Genomic DNA, 17,381 nt, shown 5'->3' on the forward strand with positions numbered 1-17,381 from the left:
GGTTCCCACACACGTGAGACGCAGTCGCGCCGGTCCTCCGGCCGAGGGAGGAGGAGGTGGACGATGCAGGTGTACCTCGACCACGCCGCGACGACGCCGCTGCGGCCGGAAGCCCGCGACGCCTGGCTGCGCGCGACCGCCGACGTCGGCAACGCCACCTCGATCCACGGATACGGCCAGAGGGCGCGCAGGCTGCTGGAGGAGTCGCGCGAGCGGCTGTCGCAGGTGCTCGCGTGCGACCCGATCGAGGTCGTCTTCACGTCGGGAGGCACGGAGGCGGTCAACCTCGCGGCGAAGGGGCTGTGGTGGGCGCGGGCCGCCGGGGCCGACGCGGTCGTCCTGCCCGACGGCGAGCACCATGCGACCCTCGACGCCATCGAGTGGCTGCACGCCGCGGAAGGCGCGGCGGTGCGCCACGTCGCGCTCGATGCCCGTGGCGCGATCCAGCCGGAAGCCTTCGCCGCGAGCCTCGACGGTGCCGCGTTCGCGACGGCGCTGGCCGCCAACAACGAGGTCGGCACCGTCAACGACGTCGTCCGCCTCGCCGCTGCGGCGGCGGAGGCCCGAGTTCCGCTGCACGTCGACGCCGTGGCCGCGTTCGGGCACCTCCCGGTCGGCTTCCGAGGATGGCGAGCGGATGCCGCGGGCCACACGGGACTGTGCGCGATGAGCGTGTCGGCGCACAAGGTCGGCGGCCCGGCAGGTGTCGGCGCCCTGCTCGTGTCGCGGCACGCGCGGCTCGCTCCGCTCCTCCACGGCGGCGGACAGCAGCGGGGCCTCCGCGCCGGAACGCAGGACGTGGCGGGCGCCGCGGCATTCGCTGTGGCGGCGGAACTGGCCGAAGCCGAGCGCGAGGCAGAGGCGGAGCGACTCGCCGCGCTTCGCGAACGGCTGGTGCGCGGCATCCTCTCCACCGTGCCCGAAGCTGAGCTGCTCGGCGATCCGGACCACCGCATCCCCGGGAACGCCCACGTGCTGTTCCCCGGCGCCTCGGGCGAGACGCTGCTGTTCCTGCTGGATCAGGCGGGCATCGCGGTCTCAACGGGATCGGCGTGCCAGGCGGGCATCCCCGAGCCCTCGCACGTCGTGCAGGCGCTGGGGCGGTCGGATGCCGAGGCCCGCCAGGTGCTGCGGCTCACTCTCGGGCGCACGACCTTGGACGACGACGTCGACCGCGTGCTCGCGGAGCTTCCGGCTGCGGTTGAGCGTGCCAGGGCGGCATCCGGGTCGTCCTCAGGCGGCCGCTCGTAGACTGGAGCACATGCGGATCCTTGCTGCGATGAGCGGTGGCGTCGATTCCGCCGTCGCGGCGGCGCGAGCCGTGGAGGCCGGGCACGACGTCGTCGGCGTGCACCTGGCGCTCTCGCGGGCCGGCGGCACGCTGCGGACCGGCAGCCGGGGCTGCTGCACGGTCGAGGACGCGATGGACGCGCGCCGCGCCGCGGATCTCATCGGCATCCCGTTCTACGTGTGGGATTTCTCGGAGCGCTTCCGCGACGACGTGATCGAGGACTTCGTGTCGGAGTACCGCGCGGGCCGCACGCCGAACCCCTGCATGCGGTGCAACGAGAAGATCAAGTTCGCCGCGCTGCTCGAGCGCGCGATCGAGCTCGGCTTCGACGCCGTCTGCACGGGCCACTACGCCACGCTGGCCGAGACCGGCGAGGGGCTGGAGCTGCACCGCGCGTCCGACGCCGCGAAGGACCAGTCCTACGTGCTCGGCGTGCTCACGGCCGAGCAGCTCGCGCACACGTATTTCCCGCTCGGCTCGACCCCGTCCAAGGCGATCGTGCGGGCCGAGGCCGAGGCTCGCGGGCTGACGGTCGCGCACAAGCCCGACAGCCACGACATCTGCTTCATCCCCGACGGCGACACGCGCGGCTGGCTCGCAGAGAAGGTGGGTACCGCGCGCGGTGACGTCGTCGACCGCGCCGGCGCGGTGGTCGGCCGCCACGAGGGTGCGCACGCCTTCACCGTCGGTCAGCGGCGCGGGCTGTCGCTCGGCGTTCCCGCGCCCGATGGCAAGCCCCGCTTCGTGCTCGAGGTGCGACCCGTCACCAACACCGTGGTCGTCGGCCCCAAGGAGGCTCTTGCCACCGCCGAGATCTCGGGAGAGCGCCACTCGTGGGCCGGACGCCCGCAGGCGCCCGGCGACTTCGAGTGCCATGTGCAGATCCGCGCGCACGCCGATCCGGTCCCCGCACGGGCGACCCTCGCAGGCGGGCGTCTGACCGTCGTACCCGAGACGCCGTTCGACGGCGTGGCGCCGGGCCAGACCGCGGTCCTCTACGACGGCACGCGGGTCATCGGCCAGTTCACGATCGACCGCACCGTCTCCGCCGTTCCCGTCGACGCGTAGGGCGGATGCGGCGGCCCGGCGCCGGGCGTTCAGCCCCTTCTGCTGTCCGTGACCGCTCCTAGACTGGCGGCGTGACGGATGACGCTGAGCTCGCTACGCCCGCCTCCACCTCGAGCGATGCCGCGGCCGCTCTTCCCGCCGATCCCGGGCTCCCGGCCGCCCGCGCCGAGGCTGCGGATCTGACGGAGCGGATCCTCGGCGCGCGTGATGCGTACTACGGCCGCAACGCCGAGATCGTCGATGACGCCACCTACGACGGCTGGATGCACAGGCTCGAGGAACTCGAGCGACTGCACCCCGAGCTGCAGGGCCAGGATTCGCCCACCCAGACGGTCGGCGCCGCCGAGAGCTCGATGTTCGCTCCCGTCGAGCACGCCGAGCGCATGCTCAGCCTCGACAACGTGTTCAGCCTCGACGAGCTTCGCGAATGGTGTGCGAAAGCAGAGGCCGGCGCCGGCCGCCGGGTGCGCTGGCTCACCGAGCTCAAGATCGACGGCCTCGCCATCAGCCTCCGCTACGAGCGCGGCGTTCTGACCTCGGCGGCGACGCGCGGCGACGGGCGCACCGGCGAAGACGTCACCGTCAACGCGGTGCGGGTGCCGGGCATCCCGCAGAGGCTCGGCGGCACGGACCACCCCGACATCGTCGAGGTGCGGGGCGAGGTGTTCATCCCGGTCGCGGCGTTCGCCGCGCTCAACGAGCTGCAGGCCGACATGCGTGACCGCGCCGTCGCCGAGAGCCGTGCACGCGGGCGAGCGTTCGACGAAGCCAAGGCACGGGCGAGCGCCGAGCGACGGTTCCCGTCGTTCGCGAACCCGCGCAACGCTGCATCGGGCGGTCTGCGCCAGCAGCTCGACAAGAAGGACGGGCTCGAGCGCGAGGCGGGCCAGGCGCGGCTCGATTCGCTGCGCCTCTTCGTGCACGGCATCGGCGCCTGGGAGCGGCCGCCGGTCGAGTCGCAGAGCGAGATCTACGGCCTCCTCGCGGAGTGGGGTCTGCCGGCGAGCCCGTACTTCCGCACCTCCGACGACATCGATGGCGTGCTCGACTTCGTCGCGCACTACGGCGACCACCGACACGATGTCGAGCACGAGATCGACGGCGTCGTGGTCAAGGTGGATGAGCTCGCGCTGCATGACGAGCTCGGAGCGACCAGCCGCGCGCCGCGCTGGGCGATCGCCTACAAGTACCCGCCCGAGCAGGTGAACACGAAGTTGCTCGACATCGTCGTATCGGTGGGACGCACCGGCCGGGCGACCCCGTTCGCGGTGATGGCGCCCGCGCGAGTGGCGGGATCGGTCGTGCGCCAGGCGACTCTGCACAACCAGGACGTCGTCCGCGCGAAGGGTGTGCTCATCGGCGACACCGTCGTGCTGCGCAAGGCGGGGGACGTGATCCCCGAGGTCCTGGGGCCGGTCGTCGAGTTGCGCGACGGCACCGAGCGAGAGTTCGTCATGCCGGCGGACTGCCCCGAGTGCGGCTTCCCGCTCGCGCCGGCGAAGGAAGGCGACATCGACCTCCGGTGCCCGAACACGCGCGCCTGCCCTGCGCAGGTGCGCGGGCGGGTCGAGCACATCGGCTCGCGTGGCGCCCTCGACATCGAGGCTCTGGGCGAGGTGACCGCCGCCGCGTTGACGCAGCCGTCGGTGCCCGAGGTCCCGCCGCTGCAGACCGAGGCGACGCTGTTCGACCTCACGATCGACCAGCTGGTGCCGATCGAGGTCGTCGTGCGCGACGCCGAGACCGGCGAGCCCCGCATCGACGAGAAGACGGGCGAGCCGGTGCGACGGGCGCCGTTCCGGCGCAACCCGAGCAGTGCCGAGAAGAAGGCCGGAATCACCGGCCCGCAGCCGTCGGCGCAAGCGCTCACGCTGATCGATCAGCTCGAGCGCGCGAAGACGAAAGAGCTCTGGCGCTTCCTCGTCGCGCTCAACGTCCGCCACGTCGGTCCGGTCGCCGCGCGAGCACTCGCGCAGTGGTTCGGCTCGGTCGAGGCGATCCAGGCGGCCTCGCGAGACGAGCTCGCCGCGGTCGAAGGGGTCGGCGGGATCATCGCCGACTCGCTCGACGAATGGTTCGCGGTGGACTGGCATCAGGAGATCGTCGAGAAGTGGGCCTCCGCGGGAGCACAGCTCGCGACTCCCGGACACCCCGGCCCCGGAGCAGCGCTGGCGGCGGGCGGTGTGCTCGAAGGCCTCACGGTCGTCGCCACCGGCAGCCTCGAGGGATACACCCGCGAGGGGGCTCAGGAGGCCATCATGCAGGCCGGTGGCAAGGCGGCGTCGAGCGTCTCCAAGAAGACCGACTTCGTCGCCGCAGGGCCGGGCGCCGGGTCCAAGCTCACCAAGGCCGAGGAGCTGGGCGTGCGCATCCTCGATGCGGCGCAGTTCCACATCCTCGTCACGCAAGGACCTGCGGCGCTCGACGCGCTGGAGCCCGACGCCGGGTGAGCCTCCCGCCGGCGTGCCGAGGCCGCGGCCCGTCGCCCTTCGTCGTGTTGGTCGCTCGCGGCCGCCCCGCCTCGCACGGTCAGTGAGCGATCGGCGCGGTCCGCCCCGCGCCGCGCACGAAGTCCGACGGCGGCATCCCGAGATCGACGTCGTCGGGCTCCGGTGCCTCGACGCACGCGCTGAGCGGCGGGTCGAAGACGGGCTGCCCAGGTGCGGCTGCCGCCGACGACGCGAACCCGATGAGGGCGCCCGACGCACCCGCGACGAGGAGCACGACGACGGCGCGTGCGGTGTGGTGTGACGTGTTCATGACATCGACCTTTCGTTGCGAGGGGGATGCCTCCACCGTGCGCTCGTGCGAGGTTGGGCACATCCGGAAAGACCCCTCAGATCGGAGGCTGTGATCCTCAGATCACCCGGGCGGTGAGCCGCGTTCACTGTCACACTGGGGGAGTGGCGCCACGCGAGGCGGGCACAGCACGGCAGATCGTCGGGCGGGACGACGTCCGGCGCCGGATCCTCGCGCGCCTGGACCCGATCGGGGGTGGGTCGGGTTCGGTCGTGCTGACCGGCGAGCCGGGTGTGGGGAAGACCACTCTCGCCAGGGACGCCGTCTCGCAGCTCGTGGATGCCGCGGTGTACGCCGGGTCATGCCTGCCGCTGTCGACCGTCTCAGTGCCGATGCTGGCTTTCCGCACGATGTTCCGCGGCGGCGGCCCCGGAGCGCTCGTGGACTTCGACACGGCACCGGCTACGGCGCTGCTCGCCCTGGACGCGTGGCTGGACGACCGCACCGCCGATCAGCGCGTGGTCCTGCTCGTCGACGATCTGCACTGGGCCGACAGCGCGACCCTCGACGCCGTGCTCTACCTCATGTCAGGACCTGCCGAGCGACGGCTGAGCATGGTGTCGACCGTCCGCGAGGAGCCGATCCTCACGGCGCGGCCGGTGGACCGCTGGCTGTCGAGTGCTCGGCACGTCGACTCGTGCGACGTCGTCGCCCTCGGGCCGCTCGACCGCGCAGGCACCACCGAGCAGCTGACCGACCTGCTGGGCCGATCGCCGCATCAGACCCTCGTCGAAGAGGTATGGACGCACACGCGGGGTTTCCCCTACTTCACGGCGCTGACGGTCGAGGGCATCCACCCCGACGCGCGACATCTGCCGCCCTCGCCACCGACGCGCCTGACCGAAGCGGTGCTCGCTCCCGCACACGAACTGGGCGAGGCGGCTGCCGCTGTGCTGCGGGTGCTCGCGGTCGCGGGTCGCCCGATGACTGTGGCCGACCTGCGGCAGGTCGTGGTCGCCGTCGAGCGCGATTCGGCGCCGAACCCATCCGACATCGATCGTGCACTCGCGTCCGCCACCGAGGCGGGCGTGATCGGCATCGCCCCAGACGGCGCGCACTGGTTTCGGCATCCGCTGTCCGCAGAGCTGCTCGCCGGGGAACTCTCCGAGCGCGAGCGGACCGCCTGGCACGCGGCATTCGTCCGCCGCGCGCAGCGGCAGCCGGCGTCCGTGTCGTTCGAGGACGTCATCCGGCTCGCCGACCACGCAGCCGAGTCCGACGACCCCGAAGAAGCCTTCCGCTGGGCCGTGGCGGCATGCCGTGCGGCTCTGGCGGCGGGGAGCTACGCCCAGGCGCTGCGGTTCGCCGAACGCGCCCTCGACTTGCGCGCCGGCACGAACGGCCCCGCGGAGTCGGTCGCGGACCTGCTGGAGCTGCGCCGTCGGGCGGCGGCCGGCTGCGGCAGCGGTGACGAGCTGGGCGCCGTCGAGAGGCTCCTGGGCATCATCGGGCCGGATGAGCATGCGCGTCGGCTCGAGCTGGAGTCTCGCCGCCTGCTGCTGCGTGCCGCCGCCCAGCTGCCGGCGCCGGCCGACGACGAGGTCGACGCGCTGCGAGCTCGGATCGGGCGTGAACCTGCGGGCTGGCAGGACGCTTTCGCGCTGGCGGTCGTGTCGCTGTTCCTGCCGGGTGCCGAGGCATCGCCGGTCGCAGCGGACGCGCTCGCACTCGCTCGCACGGCGGGGGAGGACACCGCGCTGGCATGGTCGCTCGTCGCCTGTCTGCGGACGGCTGAGCGCACCGGCCACACCGCACGGGTGCGCAGTCTCGGTCCGGAGGCGCTGGGATCCGCGATGCGCATCCGCGACGGTCTTGCCCACAACCTGGTCACGCACATCGTGACATCGGCCGTACACGGCGGAGACCCGGCGGCCTTCGCCGAGGCGATCCACGGCGTGCGGGTCGGTGCGACCGGCACGCTGCCGCACTCGTACGTCGCCTGGCTGGCCATGTGGGAGGCGACCGACTGGTTCCTGCTGGGGCGCTGGGAGCGTTGCGTCGAGGCGCTCCGGTTCACCCTGCGCCAGTACCCGGGCCGACCCGTCGACGTCACCACGCGCGGCGTCGCCGGCTGGCTGGCGGTCCGGCAGGGCCGCCTCGAGCGAGCGCGGAGCCATTTCGCGCGAGCGGACGAGTTGATCGCCGAGGGTCGGCTCGTCCCTGCGGTGGAGGACGTGTCTGGCCGTGCCGAGCTGCAGCTGGCGCTCGGCGATACCCAGGCGGCGGCGCGCGCCGTCGAGACGATCTCGACGTGGAGTGACGCGGATGCGGTCGAGGCCATCCCGGTCGTCGCGCGCATCCTCGCCGATCATGTGCGGGCGGGACGCGCGGAGTCGACGCTCCCTGACGTCGTCCGCAGGACGGCCCGGCGCATGCGCGTCGCCGACGGGGAGACAGTCGACGGGAGGCGGTGGTCGGCGGTGTGCTCAGCGCTGCAACGGGCGGAACTCGCCCGCGCCACCGGCCCCACCGAAGACGCGGACCTGTGGCTCGAGGCGGCGGCGGAGTGCGCTGCGGCGGAGCTGCCGTGGGAGGAGGCGTACTGCTGCGAGAAGGCCGCTGAGGCGATGCTTCTCGCGGCGCGGCCCGATCGAGCGACGGCCGCGGAGCCCCTGCGCCGCGGCGCGGCGCTCGCTGACCGGATCGGGGCGCGGCCGCTCGCCGTGTCGTTGCGCCAGCTCGCACGCTCGGCGCGGATCCCGCTGCCGGATGCCGGCGCGGAGGGCGAGGTATCCGCTCATCGTCCGCCACCGGCGATCGATGGCCTGACTCCGCGCGAACGGGAGATCGTGCGGCTGGTCGTCGCCGGGCGCACCTACCGGGAGATCGCGGGTGAGCTGTTCGTGAGCGAGAAGACGGTCAGCTCGCACATCTCGAACGTGCTCCGCAAGACCGGAGCGTCGAACCGCATCGACCTCGCGCGCCGTGCTGCGGCGGTCACGCCCCCGTCGTCAGGGTGAGCAGGCGGTCGCGCACCTGGCGTCGCAGCACCTTGCCGATGAGCGACTTGGGCAGCTCGTCGACGACGAAGATGCGGCGAGGGACCTTGTAGGGGGTGAGGATGCCGCGCGCGAACTCGCGCACGGCCTCGACGTCGATCTCCTCGCCGGGGGCGAGCACGACAGCGGCGACCACCTCTTCGCCGCTGTGCCCGCTCGGCAGGCCGACGACTGCGGCATCCTCGACCTGGGGATGCTGACGCAGGACGTTCTCGACCTCCGTCGGAGCGACGTTGAACCCGCCCGTGATGATGAGCTCCTTGATGCGATCGACGACGCGCACGAACCCGGCATCGTCGATCACGACGATGTCGCCGGTGCGGAACCAGCCGTCGGCGAAGACCGCCTCGGTCTCCTCGGGCTTGCCGTAGTACCCGCCGAACACCTGCGGCCCGCGCACGATCAGCTCGCCCCGCTCGCCGTGCGGCACGTCCTGGGTGGGATCATCGGGGTCGACCACACGGCACTCCGTGCCGGGCAGCGGCAGGCCGACGGTTCCGGGCACGCGATTGTCGGCGACCGGGTTCGCCATGAGCACGGGGGAGCACTCACTGAGCCCGTACCCCTCGACGAGGTAGCCGCCCGATGCCGCCTCGAACGGCACGACGAGCTCGTGGGGGAGGGCCATGGCACCCGAGATCGCCACCTGCGTCCCGTGGAGCGACACCCCCTTCTCGCGCGCGGCCTTGAGCAGCCGATCGGCGATCGGCGGGACGAGGGGGAGGAACGTGGCCGGATGCTTCTTCGTCACGTCCAGCACCATGTCGGGGTCGAAGCGCGGGAAGAGCACGAGACGGGCGCCCATGGACATCGCGAACGTGAGGCAGAGCGTGAGCCCGTACGCGTGGAACATCGGCAGCACCGCGTAGACGACGCATCCCTCGCCACGCACGATCGACGGCACCCACGCACGGGCCTGCGCCGCGTTCGACAGCAGGTTGCGGTGCGTCAGCGACGCGCCCTTCGGCGATCCCGTCGTGCCGCTCGTGTATTGGATGAGCGCGAGATCGTCGGTCGCGGGCTTCGGATGCGTCGCCGGCAACGGCGCCGACCCGACGATGTCCTCCCACCCGATGGCGCCGCTGACGCGCTCTGTGAGCGCCGTTCGCGCCTCGCGTGCCTTCGAGAGCGGAAGGCGCAGCGCGAGTCGCGTCGTGAGCGGCATGGCGCGCGTGATGTCGACCGAGATCAGCGACGTGACCGCGAGGTCGGTGGGGAACTCCTGCACCGTCTTCACGACCTTCGACCACACGATCGCGTGCTTTGCTCCGTGATCCTCGAACTGCTTGCGCAGCTCGCGCGGAGTGTAGAGCGGGTTGTGCTCGATGACCACGGCGCCCAGCCGGAGGATCGCGTAGAAGGCGGCGATGTGCTGCGGGCAGTTCGGCAGCACGATCGCCACCGGATCTCCCGCCCGCACGCCCTGCGCCCGCAGCCCGGCGGCAGCGCGCTCGATCTGCTCGTGCAGTGACCGGTACGAGGTCTCGCGTCCGAAGAACTGCAGGGCCACAGCATCCGGATAGTCCTTCGCGGACTCCTCGACGATGTCGACGAGCGAGCCGCTGACGGGTTCGAGGTCCTGCGGCACGCCTTCGGCGTAGCTGGCGATCCACGGGCGAGGCGGGTCATAGGTCGTCACGTCGCCAGCCTACGCCTCCGGGGTCAGGTGGCCACGGGCCGACGCCGCGGTCGAACTAGACTGTCGTGGTGTCTGAAATCACCCCCGATCTCGTGCGCCATCTTGGTGTGCTCGCCCGGATCCAGCTGTCCGACGAGGAGGTCGAGCGCCTGACCGGGCAGCTCGACGTGATCGTCGACCACATCGCGAAGGTCTCGGAGGTCGCCACCGCCGAGGTGACCGCGACAAGCCACCCCATCCCGCTGGAGAACGTCTTCCGCCCCGACGTCGTGGGCGATCAGCTCACGCCGGCGCAGGTTCTCCAGAACGCTCCGGATGCCGCAGACGGCCGTTTCCGCGTGACCGCGATCCTCGGCGAAGAGCAGTAAGGACCCTCGTGACCGATCTGACGAAGCTGAGCGCCGCCGCGCTCGCAGACAAGCTCACCGCCCGCGAGGTCTCCAGCGTCGAGGCGACGCGAGCGCATCTCGACCGGATCACCGCCGTCGACGGCGACGTCCACGCCTTCCTCCATGTCAGCGACCATGCGCTCGAGGTGGCCGCCGACATCGATCGCCGCCGCGCGGCGGGCGAGGGGCTCGGGCCGGTCGCCGGCGTCCCGCTCGCGATCAAGGACGTGCTCGTGACGACCGACATGCCGTCCACGAGCGGATCGAAGATCCTCGAGGGCTACATGTCGCCGTACGACGCCACGGTCGTCGCGCGCTCCCGCGCCGCCGGGCTGGTGCCACTCGGCAAGACCAACATGGACGAGTTCGCCATGGGCTCGTCCACCGAGCACTCGGCGTACGGTCCGACACGCAACCCATGGGATCTCGACCGCATTCCCGGCGGCTCGGGCGGCGGGTCGGCTGCTGCCGTCGCCGCCTTCGAGGCGCCGCTCGCCCTCGGCTCCGACACCGGCGGCTCGATCCGCCAGCCCGCGCACGTCACCGGCACCGTCGGACTCAAGCCGACGTACGGCGGCGTCAGCCGCTACGGGGCGATCGCCCTGGCGTCCAGCCTCGACCAGGTCGGCCCCGTCACCCGCACCGTCCTCGACGCCGGGCTGCTGCACGACGTGATCGGCGGCCATGACCCCCACGACTCGACGTCGCTGTCCGACGCCTGGCCCTCGTTCGCCGAGGCGGCCCGTGAGGGCGCACGGGGCGATGTCCTCAAGGGACTCAAGGTCGGCGTGATCACGGAGCTGCCCGACGCCGGCTTCCAGCCGGGCGTCTCGGCGTCCTTCCGCAGCGCCCTCGCCGCAATGGAGGCGCAGGGTGCCGAGATCGTCGAGATCAGTGCGCCGCACTTCGAGTACGGGGTCGCGGCGTACTACCTGATCCTGCCGGCCGAGGCATCCAGCAACCTGGCCAAGTTCGACTCGGTGCGCTTCGGCCTGCGGGTCGACGTCCCCGGCGGCACGGTCGAGGACGTCATGGCCCGCACGCGCGACGTGGGCTTCGGCGACGAGGTCAAGCGCCGCATCATCCTCGGCACCTACGCCCTCTCGGCGGGCTACTACGACGCCTACTACGGCTCGGCGCAGAAGGTGCGCACGCTCATCCAGCAGGACTTCGACGCGGCGTTCGCTTCGGTCGACGTCATCGCCACGCCGTCCGCGCCGACTACGGCGTTCCGCCTGGGCGAGAAGCTCGATGATCCGATGCAGATGTACCTCAACGATGTGACGACGATCCCCGCGAATCTCGCGGGCGTTCCGGGCATCTCGATCCCCTCGGGTCTCGCCGACGAGGACGGCCTGCCCGTCGGCATCCAGTTCCTCGCCCCGGCTCGTGAGGACGCGCGTCTCTACCGCGTCGGCGCGGCGCTCGAAGCGCTGTTGGTGGATTCGTGGGGGGCGCCGCTGCTCGAGCGCGCACCGCACCTCGGCGGCTCGACTCAGGGAGGGGCACTCTGATGGCCAAGGACAAGCTGATGGACTTCGACAAGGCCCTCGAGCTGTACGAGCCGGTGCTCGGCTTCGAGGTGCACGTCGAGCTCAACACGCAGACGAAGATGTTCTCGGGCGCTGCCAACCCGGCCCACGCCGACAATCACGGCGCCCAGCCGAACACGCTCGTCGCGCCGGTCGACATGGGCCTGCCCGGCTCGCTGCCGACGGTGAACGCCGAGGCCGTGAAGTACTCGATCAGCCTGGGCCTCGCCCTCGGCTGCTCGATCGCGCCGTCGAGCCGGTTCGCCCGGAAGAACTACTTCTACCCCGACCTCGGCAAGAACTACCAGATCTCGCAGTACGACGAGCCCATCGCGTTCGAGGGGCAGGTCGACGTCGAGCTCTCCGACGGGTCGATCGTCACGGTGCCGATCGAGCGCGCCCACATGGAGGAGGATGCCGGCAAGCTCACGCACGTCGGCGGCTCGACCGGTCGCATCCAGGGCGCGGAGTATTCGCTCGTCGACTACAACCGTGCGGGCGTGCCGCTCGTCGAGATCGTCACGAAGCCGATCTTCGGCGCCGAGCACCGCGCCCCGGAGATCGCGAAGGCGTACGTCCAGACGATCCGCGACATCGTGATCTCGCTGGGCATCTCCGAGGCGCGGATGGAGCGCGGAAACCTCCGCTGCGATGCCAACGTCTCGCTTCGCCCGCGCGGTCAGGAGAAGCTCGGCACCCGCACCGAGACGAAGAACGTGAACTCGATGCGGTCGGTCGAGCGCGCGGTCCGCTACGAGATCCAGCGTCAGGCGGCCATCCTCGCCGCCGGCGGCTCGATCGTCCAGGAGACGCGCCACTGGCACGAGGACACCGGAACCACCTCGCCGGGACGGCCGAAGTCGGACGCTGACGACTACCGCTACTTCCCTGAGCCCGACCTGCTCCCCGTCGCACCTGCGCCGGCCCTGATCGAGGAGCTCCGGGCCGCGCTGCCCGAGCCGCCGGCTTCGCGCCGGCGCCGCCTGAAGGCGGACTGGGGCTTCACCGACCTCGAGTTCCAGGACGTCGTCAACGGCGGCCTCCTCGCCGAGGTCGAGGCCACCGTCGCCGCCGGCGCGGCGCCGGCCGCCGCACGCAAGTGGTGGACGGGTGAGATCACCCGCGTCGCGAACGCTCAGGCGCGCGAGGCCTCCGACCTCGTCACCCCGGCCGAGGTCGCAGCTCTGCAGTCGCTCGTGGACGCAGGGTCTCTCAACGACAAGCTCGCGCGTCAGGTGCTCGAGGGCGTCATCGCGGGCGAAGGCACGCCGCAGGAGGTCGTCGACGCTCGCGGACTCGCCGTCGTCTCGGATGACGGCGCGCTGATCGCTGCCATCGACGAGGCGCTGGCGTCGCAGCCCGATGTGCTCGCCAAGATCCGTGACGGCAAGGTGCAGGCTGCCGGCGCCGTCATCGGCGCCGTCATGAAGGCGATGAAGGGGCAGGCCGACGCCGCCCGCGTGCGTGAGCTCGTGCTGGAGCGCGCCTCCGCAGACTGAGACCCGCACCTTCCTGCGTCGCCTGGTGCGACGTCGGAGGGAAGGGAGAGGATCGGACCATGGGACGTGGCGACGGCACCGGGCGGCTCGTGTCGCCCGACGGAGCCGACGACACCGGCACCGGCATCCTCCACGTCGACATGGATGCGTTCTACGCGTCGGTGGAGCAGCTCGACGACCCGTCGCTGGTGGGCAAGGCGATCATCATCGGCGCACCCGACGGTCGCTCGGTGGTCTCGAGCGCCTCCTACGAGGCGCGCCGCTTCGGCGTACGGTCGGCAATGCCGGTCGGGCAGGCGCTGCGACTGTGCCCCACGGCGATCGTCGTACCGCCCCACTTCGACCGCTATCTCGAGCTGTCGGGCCAGGTCATGCGGATCTTCCGCGATGTCACCCCGTTGGTCGAGCCGCTGTCCATCGACGAGGCGTTCCTCGACGTGCGCGGCGTACGACGGCTGTGGGGGAGACCGGCGGTGATCGCGCGCGACCTGCGGGCGCGCGTCCACGCCGAAACCGGTCTGACGTGCAGCATCGGGGTCGCGGCGACCAAGCACGTCGCGAAGATGGCCTCGACGATCAGCAAGCCCGACGGCCTGCTCGTCATCGCCGAGGCCGACACGGCGGTCTTCCTCGCGCCGAGGTCGGTGCGGGCGCTGTGGGGAGTTGGCCCGAAGGCCGCCGAGGCGCTCGAGGGGCGGGGCATCCGGACGATCGGCGACGTCATCGACACGCCGCGCGATGTGCTCGACCGGGCTCTCGGTCCGGCCATGGGCGAGCGGGTCTGGCACCTCGCGCTGGGCATCGATGCGCGGTCGGTCGACACCGAGCGCGTCGAGAAGAGCGTCGGCCACGAAGAGACCTTCCATGAGGACATCGCCGATCCGCACATCCTGCGAACCGAGTTGCGACGGCTCGCCGACCGCGTGGGGGCGCGCCTGCGCGGCGGCGGGTGGGAGGCGTCCACGATCGCGATCAAGGTGCGATTCGCCGACTTCACGACGATCTCCCGCTCGCAGACCCTGCCCGAGCCGACAGCGGTCGGCCAGCGGATCGGCGACGCGGCACACGAGCTGTTCGACACCGTCGAGCGGCATCTGCCCGTGCGCCTGATCGGCGTGCGCGCCGAGAAGCTGCGCGCAGCCGGCTCGGCGCCGCTCGCGCTGTGGGACGACGACGCCGAGTGGCGCCGCATCGAGGACGCTCTCGACGGAGCCGCGGCGAAGTTCGGCCGCGGCGCAGTCACGCGGGGCACGCTGCTCGGCAAAGCACGCGGCGGCGGCACGCTTCCCTCGACCCCGCCGCCGCCGAAGCTCGATCAGGGCTGACACCGGCGCCGCGAGGCCGGTAGCGTGGGGACATGCCCAACATCGCACTCGAGCTCGGCAAGCAATCCGCGAACTTCGGCGTCAAGAGCGCTTACGGCGAGCAGCAGGATGTCGACGGCATCCGCGTCATCCCGGTCGCGCTGACGTGGTCCGGTTTCGGCGGCGGCTCGGACGAGTCCGGCAATGGCGGTGGAGGAGGCGGCGGCTGGGCGGTCCCGGTGGGCGCGTACATCCGCCGGGGCGACGACCTGCGGTTCGAGCCGAACATCGTCTCGCTCCTCGCTGTCGCCATCCCGTTCGTGTTCTTCGCCGGGCGTGCCCTCAGCCGTGTCATCCGCGCCCTCAAGAAGTAGCTCAGATCCGGTCTCCCGCGCCCTCGACGCCGCGACGACGGCGATCGTCGAGGCGATAACGGCACTGTCGGCGACGAACCCGGTCGTCCTCATCGACGGACGCAGCGGAGCCGGCAAGACCTCGCTCGCCAGGGCCCTGGTCGCGCGCTGGCCGCTTGCCGGCCGGGTGCAGCTGGTCGCGCTCGATTCGCTCTACCCGGGCTGGGACGGGCTCGACGACGGCGTCGGTCTGGCGCGCGAGCAGATCCTGGTCCCGCATGCGCGGGGCCTCGTCGGTGTATGGCAGAGATGGGATTGGGATGCCGCGGGCCCGGCGGAGGCGCACGCCGTCGACCCCTCCCTGCCGCTCGTCGTCGAGGGGGCGGGCATCCTCACACCCGTGACGGCGCGGTTGAGCGACGTGCGAGTCTGGGTGGACTCGCCGGCGCCGTCGCGCAAGGCGCGCGCGCTCCGCCGCGACGGCGACGCATATCGTCCGTATTGGGAGCGCTGGGCGCGTCAGGAGGACGCCCACATCACGCGCGACCAGCCGAGCCGGCTGGCGACGCATGTGTTCGCCGTGCCCTGATCAGTCGCCCTCGACCGCCGACACGAGCCCGTCGAGCCGGTAGCCCAGCCAGTCGTAGATGCCGAACCGCGGATCCTCGGGGGAGTGTTGATCCTCGTTCGTGACGCCGAGCCGGGTCGCCAGCACCAGGCGGATCGCGGCGAGGGTGCGCAGCCACGCACCGGTCGCCTCGGGCGCGAGCGCGACCGGAACCGCCTCGAGCAGCACCGGGTCGTCGGGGTCGTCGGGGATGTGCGCCGCGTCGGCCAGGGAGGCGAGGACGATGCGAGCATCGTCGCGGCGCCGATCGAGGAGATCGGCCTCGGTCAGCCTTCGGAACTCGTCGGCTGCGCCCGGCTCGTCGTAGGCGTCAGGCGCGAGCCGTGCGATGGCGGGATCCCCGTCGTCCGTCACGGCTCCGTCGACGAGCTCGGCGAACTGGGCGACGAGGCCGGCGAGGTGCGCCGCCTCGAGTCGGGTGAGCTCGAGGATCACCAGGCGAGGGGTCATTCCGGGGCCTTTCGAACGGTGGCCCACAGGCCATAGTCGTGCATCGCGCGAGTGTGGAGCTCCATCTGCTCGCGCGCACCCTCCGCTACGACGGCGTGGCCGTCGTTGTGCACCGCCAGCATGAGCGCGTGCGCCTGCGGCTTGGGGTAGCCGAAGTACTCGCGGAACACGTGGGTGACGTAGCTCATGAGGTTCACCGGGTCGTCCCAGACGACGGTCTGCCAGGGCCGGTTGGCGGCGAGCTGTTCGCCGACGTCGACCCGCTCGTCGAGGTCGGGGGTAGAAAGCGGCGTCATCAGGCCCACCCCAGTTCGTGCAGGCGATCGTCATCGATCCCGTAGAAGTGCGCGATCTCGTGCACGAGGGTCGTGTGCAGCTCGTCGCGCAGGCTGTCGAGGTCGTCGCAGACGGCCAGATGCGCCTCGCGGTACACGATGATCCGATCAGGGAGCTCACCGACGCCGTAGCGATCCCGCTCGGTCAGTGCCCACCCGTCGTAGAGTCCGAGCAGGTCGAGGGTGCCGTCCTCGGCGCGGTCCTCGACGACGAACACGACGTTGTCGAGCCCTTCGACCATGTCGTCGGGGAGCAGGTCGAGCTCATCGATGACGAGCTGCTCGAAGGTCGCGGCATCCATCTCCATCATGATGCCTCGATGTACGTGGGGTGAGTAACGGGACTCGAACCCGCGACATCCGGCACCACAAGCCAGCGCTCTACCAACTGAGCTATACCCACCATGTCTCCCGCCTGCGCGGGCAACCAGACGATTCTCTCACACCTCTGGGGCGAACAGCGACACGGCGGCGGCAGCCGCGGCGCGTGCGCCGTCGCTGGTCGGTCCGGGCTCGGGCACGAACACCGCCTGACGGTAGTACGCGAGCTCGCGGATGGACTCGAGGATGTCGGCGAGGGCACGATGACCGCCGTCTTTCGCAGGAGCGTGGATGTAGGCACGCGGGTACCAGCGGCGGGCGAGCTCTTTGATGCTCGACACATCCACGTTGCGGTAGTGCAGCCAGTGGTCGATGCGGGGCATGTACTTCGCCAGGAACATGCGATCGGTGCCGATGGTGTTGCCGGCGAGCGGCGCCTTGCCCTCGAGTGGCACGAACCGCTGAATGTACTCGAGCGCCTGGAACTCGGCGTCCGCGACGCTCAGGCCGTTCGGGATCTCGTCGAGCAGGCCGGATTTCTCGTGCATCCTGGTCACGAATTCGCTCATGTTGTCGAGCGCTGAAGCGTCGGGTCTGATCACCGCCTGAAAGCCGGCGTCGAGCGGTCGCAGCTCGAAGTCGGTCACGACGACCGCGATCTCGACGAGCTCGTCGACCGCGAGGTCGAGTCCCGTCATCTCGCAGTCGATCCAGACGAGTCGGTCGTTCTCGGATGCCCCCACCATGCGCTCCATCCTATTGACGACCCCGGAC

The 17,381-nt window shown here is 71.3% G+C and carries 16 protein-coding genes and 1 tRNA gene; 10 read left to right on the forward strand and 7 right to left on the reverse strand.

Annotated elements, in window-relative coordinates; translation table 11 throughout:
• Positions 1–63 precede the first annotated feature (63 nt).
• The 3 genes from MK786_RS01250 (at position 64) to ligA (ending at position 4,809) form a co-directional block, all read left to right on the forward strand.
• Entirely contained in the window at positions 64–1,251 is a 1,188-nt protein-coding gene (locus MK786_RS01250; RefSeq protein ID WP_241110452.1) for a cysteine desulfurase family protein, read from the forward strand.
• Positions 1,252–1,261: 10 nt separating this feature from the next.
• Complete coding sequence (mnmA, locus tag MK786_RS01255; protein WP_241110453.1) at positions 1,262–2,359, forward strand: tRNA 2-thiouridine(34) synthase MnmA; 1,098 nt, start codon at positions 1,262–1,264, stop codon at positions 2,357–2,359.
• Positions 2,360–2,622: 263 nt separating this feature from the next.
• The gene (gene ligA, locus MK786_RS01260; protein WP_374200412.1) at positions 2,623–4,809 is read left to right on the forward strand and encodes an NAD-dependent DNA ligase LigA; all 2,187 of its coding nucleotides are present in this window, start codon (positions 2,623–2,625) and stop codon (positions 4,807–4,809) included.
• Between the two features lie 79 nt (positions 4,810–4,888).
• Here ligA and MK786_RS01265 read toward each other — a convergent pair whose 3' ends face one another.
• The gene (locus tag MK786_RS01265; RefSeq protein ID WP_241110454.1) at positions 4,889–5,119 is read right to left on the reverse strand and encodes a hypothetical protein; all 231 of its coding nucleotides are present in this window, start codon (positions 5,117–5,119) and stop codon (positions 4,889–4,891) included.
• Positions 5,120–5,262: 143 nt separating this feature from the next.
• Here MK786_RS01265 and MK786_RS16250 point away from each other — a divergent pair, with 143 nt between their 5' ends.
• Complete coding sequence (locus tag MK786_RS16250; protein WP_308220011.1) at positions 5,263–8,118, forward strand: helix-turn-helix transcriptional regulator; 2,856 nt, start codon at positions 5,263–5,265, stop codon at positions 8,116–8,118.
• Here the strand turns inward: MK786_RS16250 and MK786_RS01280 are convergent.
• Positions 8,096–9,796 (reverse strand): long-chain-fatty-acid--CoA ligase, encoded by a 1,701-nt coding sequence (locus MK786_RS01280; protein ID WP_241110455.1) that lies wholly within the window; start codon positions 9,794–9,796, stop codon positions 8,096–8,098. The genes MK786_RS16250 and MK786_RS01280 overlap by 23 nt on opposite strands.
• A 68-nt stretch (positions 9,797–9,864) precedes the next feature.
• On the opposite strand from MK786_RS01280, the gene gatC reads away from it, so the two are divergent.
• From gatC to MK786_RS01310, 6 genes are read left to right on the forward strand one after another with little or no spacing between them, the layout of a single operon-like run.
• On the forward strand, positions 9,865–10,164 hold the full coding sequence (gatC, locus tag MK786_RS01285; protein ID WP_241110456.1) for an Asp-tRNA(Asn)/Glu-tRNA(Gln) amidotransferase subunit GatC: 300 nt from the start codon (positions 9,865–9,867) through the stop codon (positions 10,162–10,164).
• Positions 10,165–10,172: 8 nt separating this feature from the next.
• Positions 10,173–11,699, forward strand: coding sequence for an Asp-tRNA(Asn)/Glu-tRNA(Gln) amidotransferase subunit GatA (gatA, locus tag MK786_RS01290; protein ID WP_241110457.1), 1,527 nt, complete (start codon positions 10,173–10,175; stop codon positions 11,697–11,699).
• Positions 11,699–13,216 (forward strand): Asp-tRNA(Asn)/Glu-tRNA(Gln) amidotransferase subunit GatB, encoded by a 1,518-nt coding sequence (gene gatB, locus MK786_RS01295; protein ID WP_241110458.1) that lies wholly within the window; start codon positions 11,699–11,701, stop codon positions 13,214–13,216. The genes gatA and gatB overlap by 1 nt, the downstream gene beginning before the upstream one ends.
• 59 nt (positions 13,217–13,275) lie before the next feature.
• The gene (dinB, locus tag MK786_RS01300; protein ID WP_241110459.1) at positions 13,276–14,541 is read left to right on the forward strand and encodes a DNA polymerase IV; all 1,266 of its coding nucleotides are present in this window, start codon (positions 13,276–13,278) and stop codon (positions 14,539–14,541) included.
• A gap of 32 nt (positions 14,542–14,573) precedes the next feature.
• Positions 14,574–14,894: a hypothetical protein gene (locus tag MK786_RS01305; RefSeq protein ID WP_191766842.1), complete on the forward strand. Its 321-nt coding sequence runs from the start codon at positions 14,574–14,576 to the stop codon at positions 14,892–14,894.
• Entirely contained in the window at positions 14,869–15,462 is a 594-nt protein-coding gene (locus MK786_RS01310; RefSeq protein ID WP_241110460.1) for a hypothetical protein, read from the forward strand. The genes MK786_RS01305 and MK786_RS01310 overlap by 26 nt, the downstream gene beginning before the upstream one ends.
• Here the strand turns inward: MK786_RS01310 and MK786_RS01315 are convergent, their stop codons facing one another.
• The 5 genes from MK786_RS01315 to orn form a co-directional block, all read right to left on the reverse strand.
• The gene (locus MK786_RS01315) at positions 15,463–15,951 is read right to left on the reverse strand and encodes a DUF2017 family protein (protein ID WP_241110461.1); all 489 of its coding nucleotides are present in this window, start codon (positions 15,949–15,951) and stop codon (positions 15,463–15,465) included.
• Entirely contained in the window at positions 15,948–16,247 is a 300-nt protein-coding gene (gene clpS, locus MK786_RS01320; RefSeq protein ID WP_277397159.1) for an ATP-dependent Clp protease adapter ClpS, read from the reverse strand. Before clpS ends, MK786_RS01315 begins: the two co-directional genes overlap by 4 nt.
• On the reverse strand, positions 16,247–16,588 hold the full coding sequence (locus MK786_RS01325; RefSeq protein ID WP_241110463.1) for a metallopeptidase family protein: 342 nt from the start codon (positions 16,586–16,588) through the stop codon (positions 16,247–16,249). Before MK786_RS01325 ends, clpS begins: the two co-directional genes overlap by 1 nt.
• A 25-nt stretch (positions 16,589–16,613) precedes the next feature.
• Positions 16,614–16,689, reverse strand: a tRNA-His gene (locus tag MK786_RS01330).
• 37 nt (positions 16,690–16,726) lie between these two features.
• Positions 16,727–17,353: an oligoribonuclease gene (gene orn / locus MK786_RS01335; RefSeq protein WP_241110464.1), complete on the reverse strand. Its 627-nt coding sequence runs from the start codon at positions 17,351–17,353 to the stop codon at positions 16,727–16,729.
• Positions 17,354–17,381: the final 28 nt, after the last annotated feature.

It is taken from the genome of Microbacterium sp. CFH 31415 (assembly GCF_022538185.1).
In the GTDB taxonomy this organism is placed as follows: Bacteria; Actinomycetota; Actinomycetes; order Actinomycetales; family Microbacteriaceae; genus Microbacterium.

Bases quoted from the DNA above. Each gene is read 5' to 3' on its own strand.
- orn (WP_241110464.1), bottom strand. From the start codon at position 17,353: ATGGTGGGGGCATCCGAGAACGACCGACTCGTCTGGATCGACTGCGAG.
- MK786_RS01325 (WP_241110463.1), bottom strand. From the start codon at position 16,588: ATGGATGCCGCGACCTTCGAGCAGCTCGTCATCGATGAGCTCGACCTG.
- MK786_RS01315 (WP_241110461.1), bottom strand. From the start codon at position 15,951: ATGACCCCTCGCCTGGTGATCCTCGAGCTCACCCGACTCGAGGCGGCG.
- dinB (WP_241110459.1), top strand. From the start codon at position 13,276: ATGGGACGTGGCGACGGCACCGGGCGGCTCGTGTCGCCCGACGGAGCC.
- MK786_RS01250 (WP_241110452.1), top strand. From the start codon at position 64: ATGCAGGTGTACCTCGACCACGCCGCGACGACGCCGCTGCGGCCGGAA.
- clpS (WP_277397159.1), bottom strand. From the start codon at position 16,247: ATGACGCCGCTTTCTACCCCCGACCTCGACGAGCGGGTCGACGTCGGC.
- MK786_RS01305 (WP_191766842.1), top strand. From the start codon at position 14,574: ATGCCCAACATCGCACTCGAGCTCGGCAAGCAATCCGCGAACTTCGGC.
- ligA (WP_374200412.1), top strand. From the start codon at position 2,623: ATGCACAGGCTCGAGGAACTCGAGCGACTGCACCCCGAGCTGCAGGGC.
- MK786_RS01265 (WP_241110454.1), bottom strand. From the start codon at position 5,119: ATGAACACGTCACACCACACCGCACGCGCCGTCGTCGTGCTCCTCGTC.
- mnmA (WP_241110453.1), top strand. From the start codon at position 1,262: ATGCGGATCCTTGCTGCGATGAGCGGTGGCGTCGATTCCGCCGTCGCG.
- gatB (WP_241110458.1), top strand. From the start codon at position 11,699: ATGGCCAAGGACAAGCTGATGGACTTCGACAAGGCCCTCGAGCTGTAC.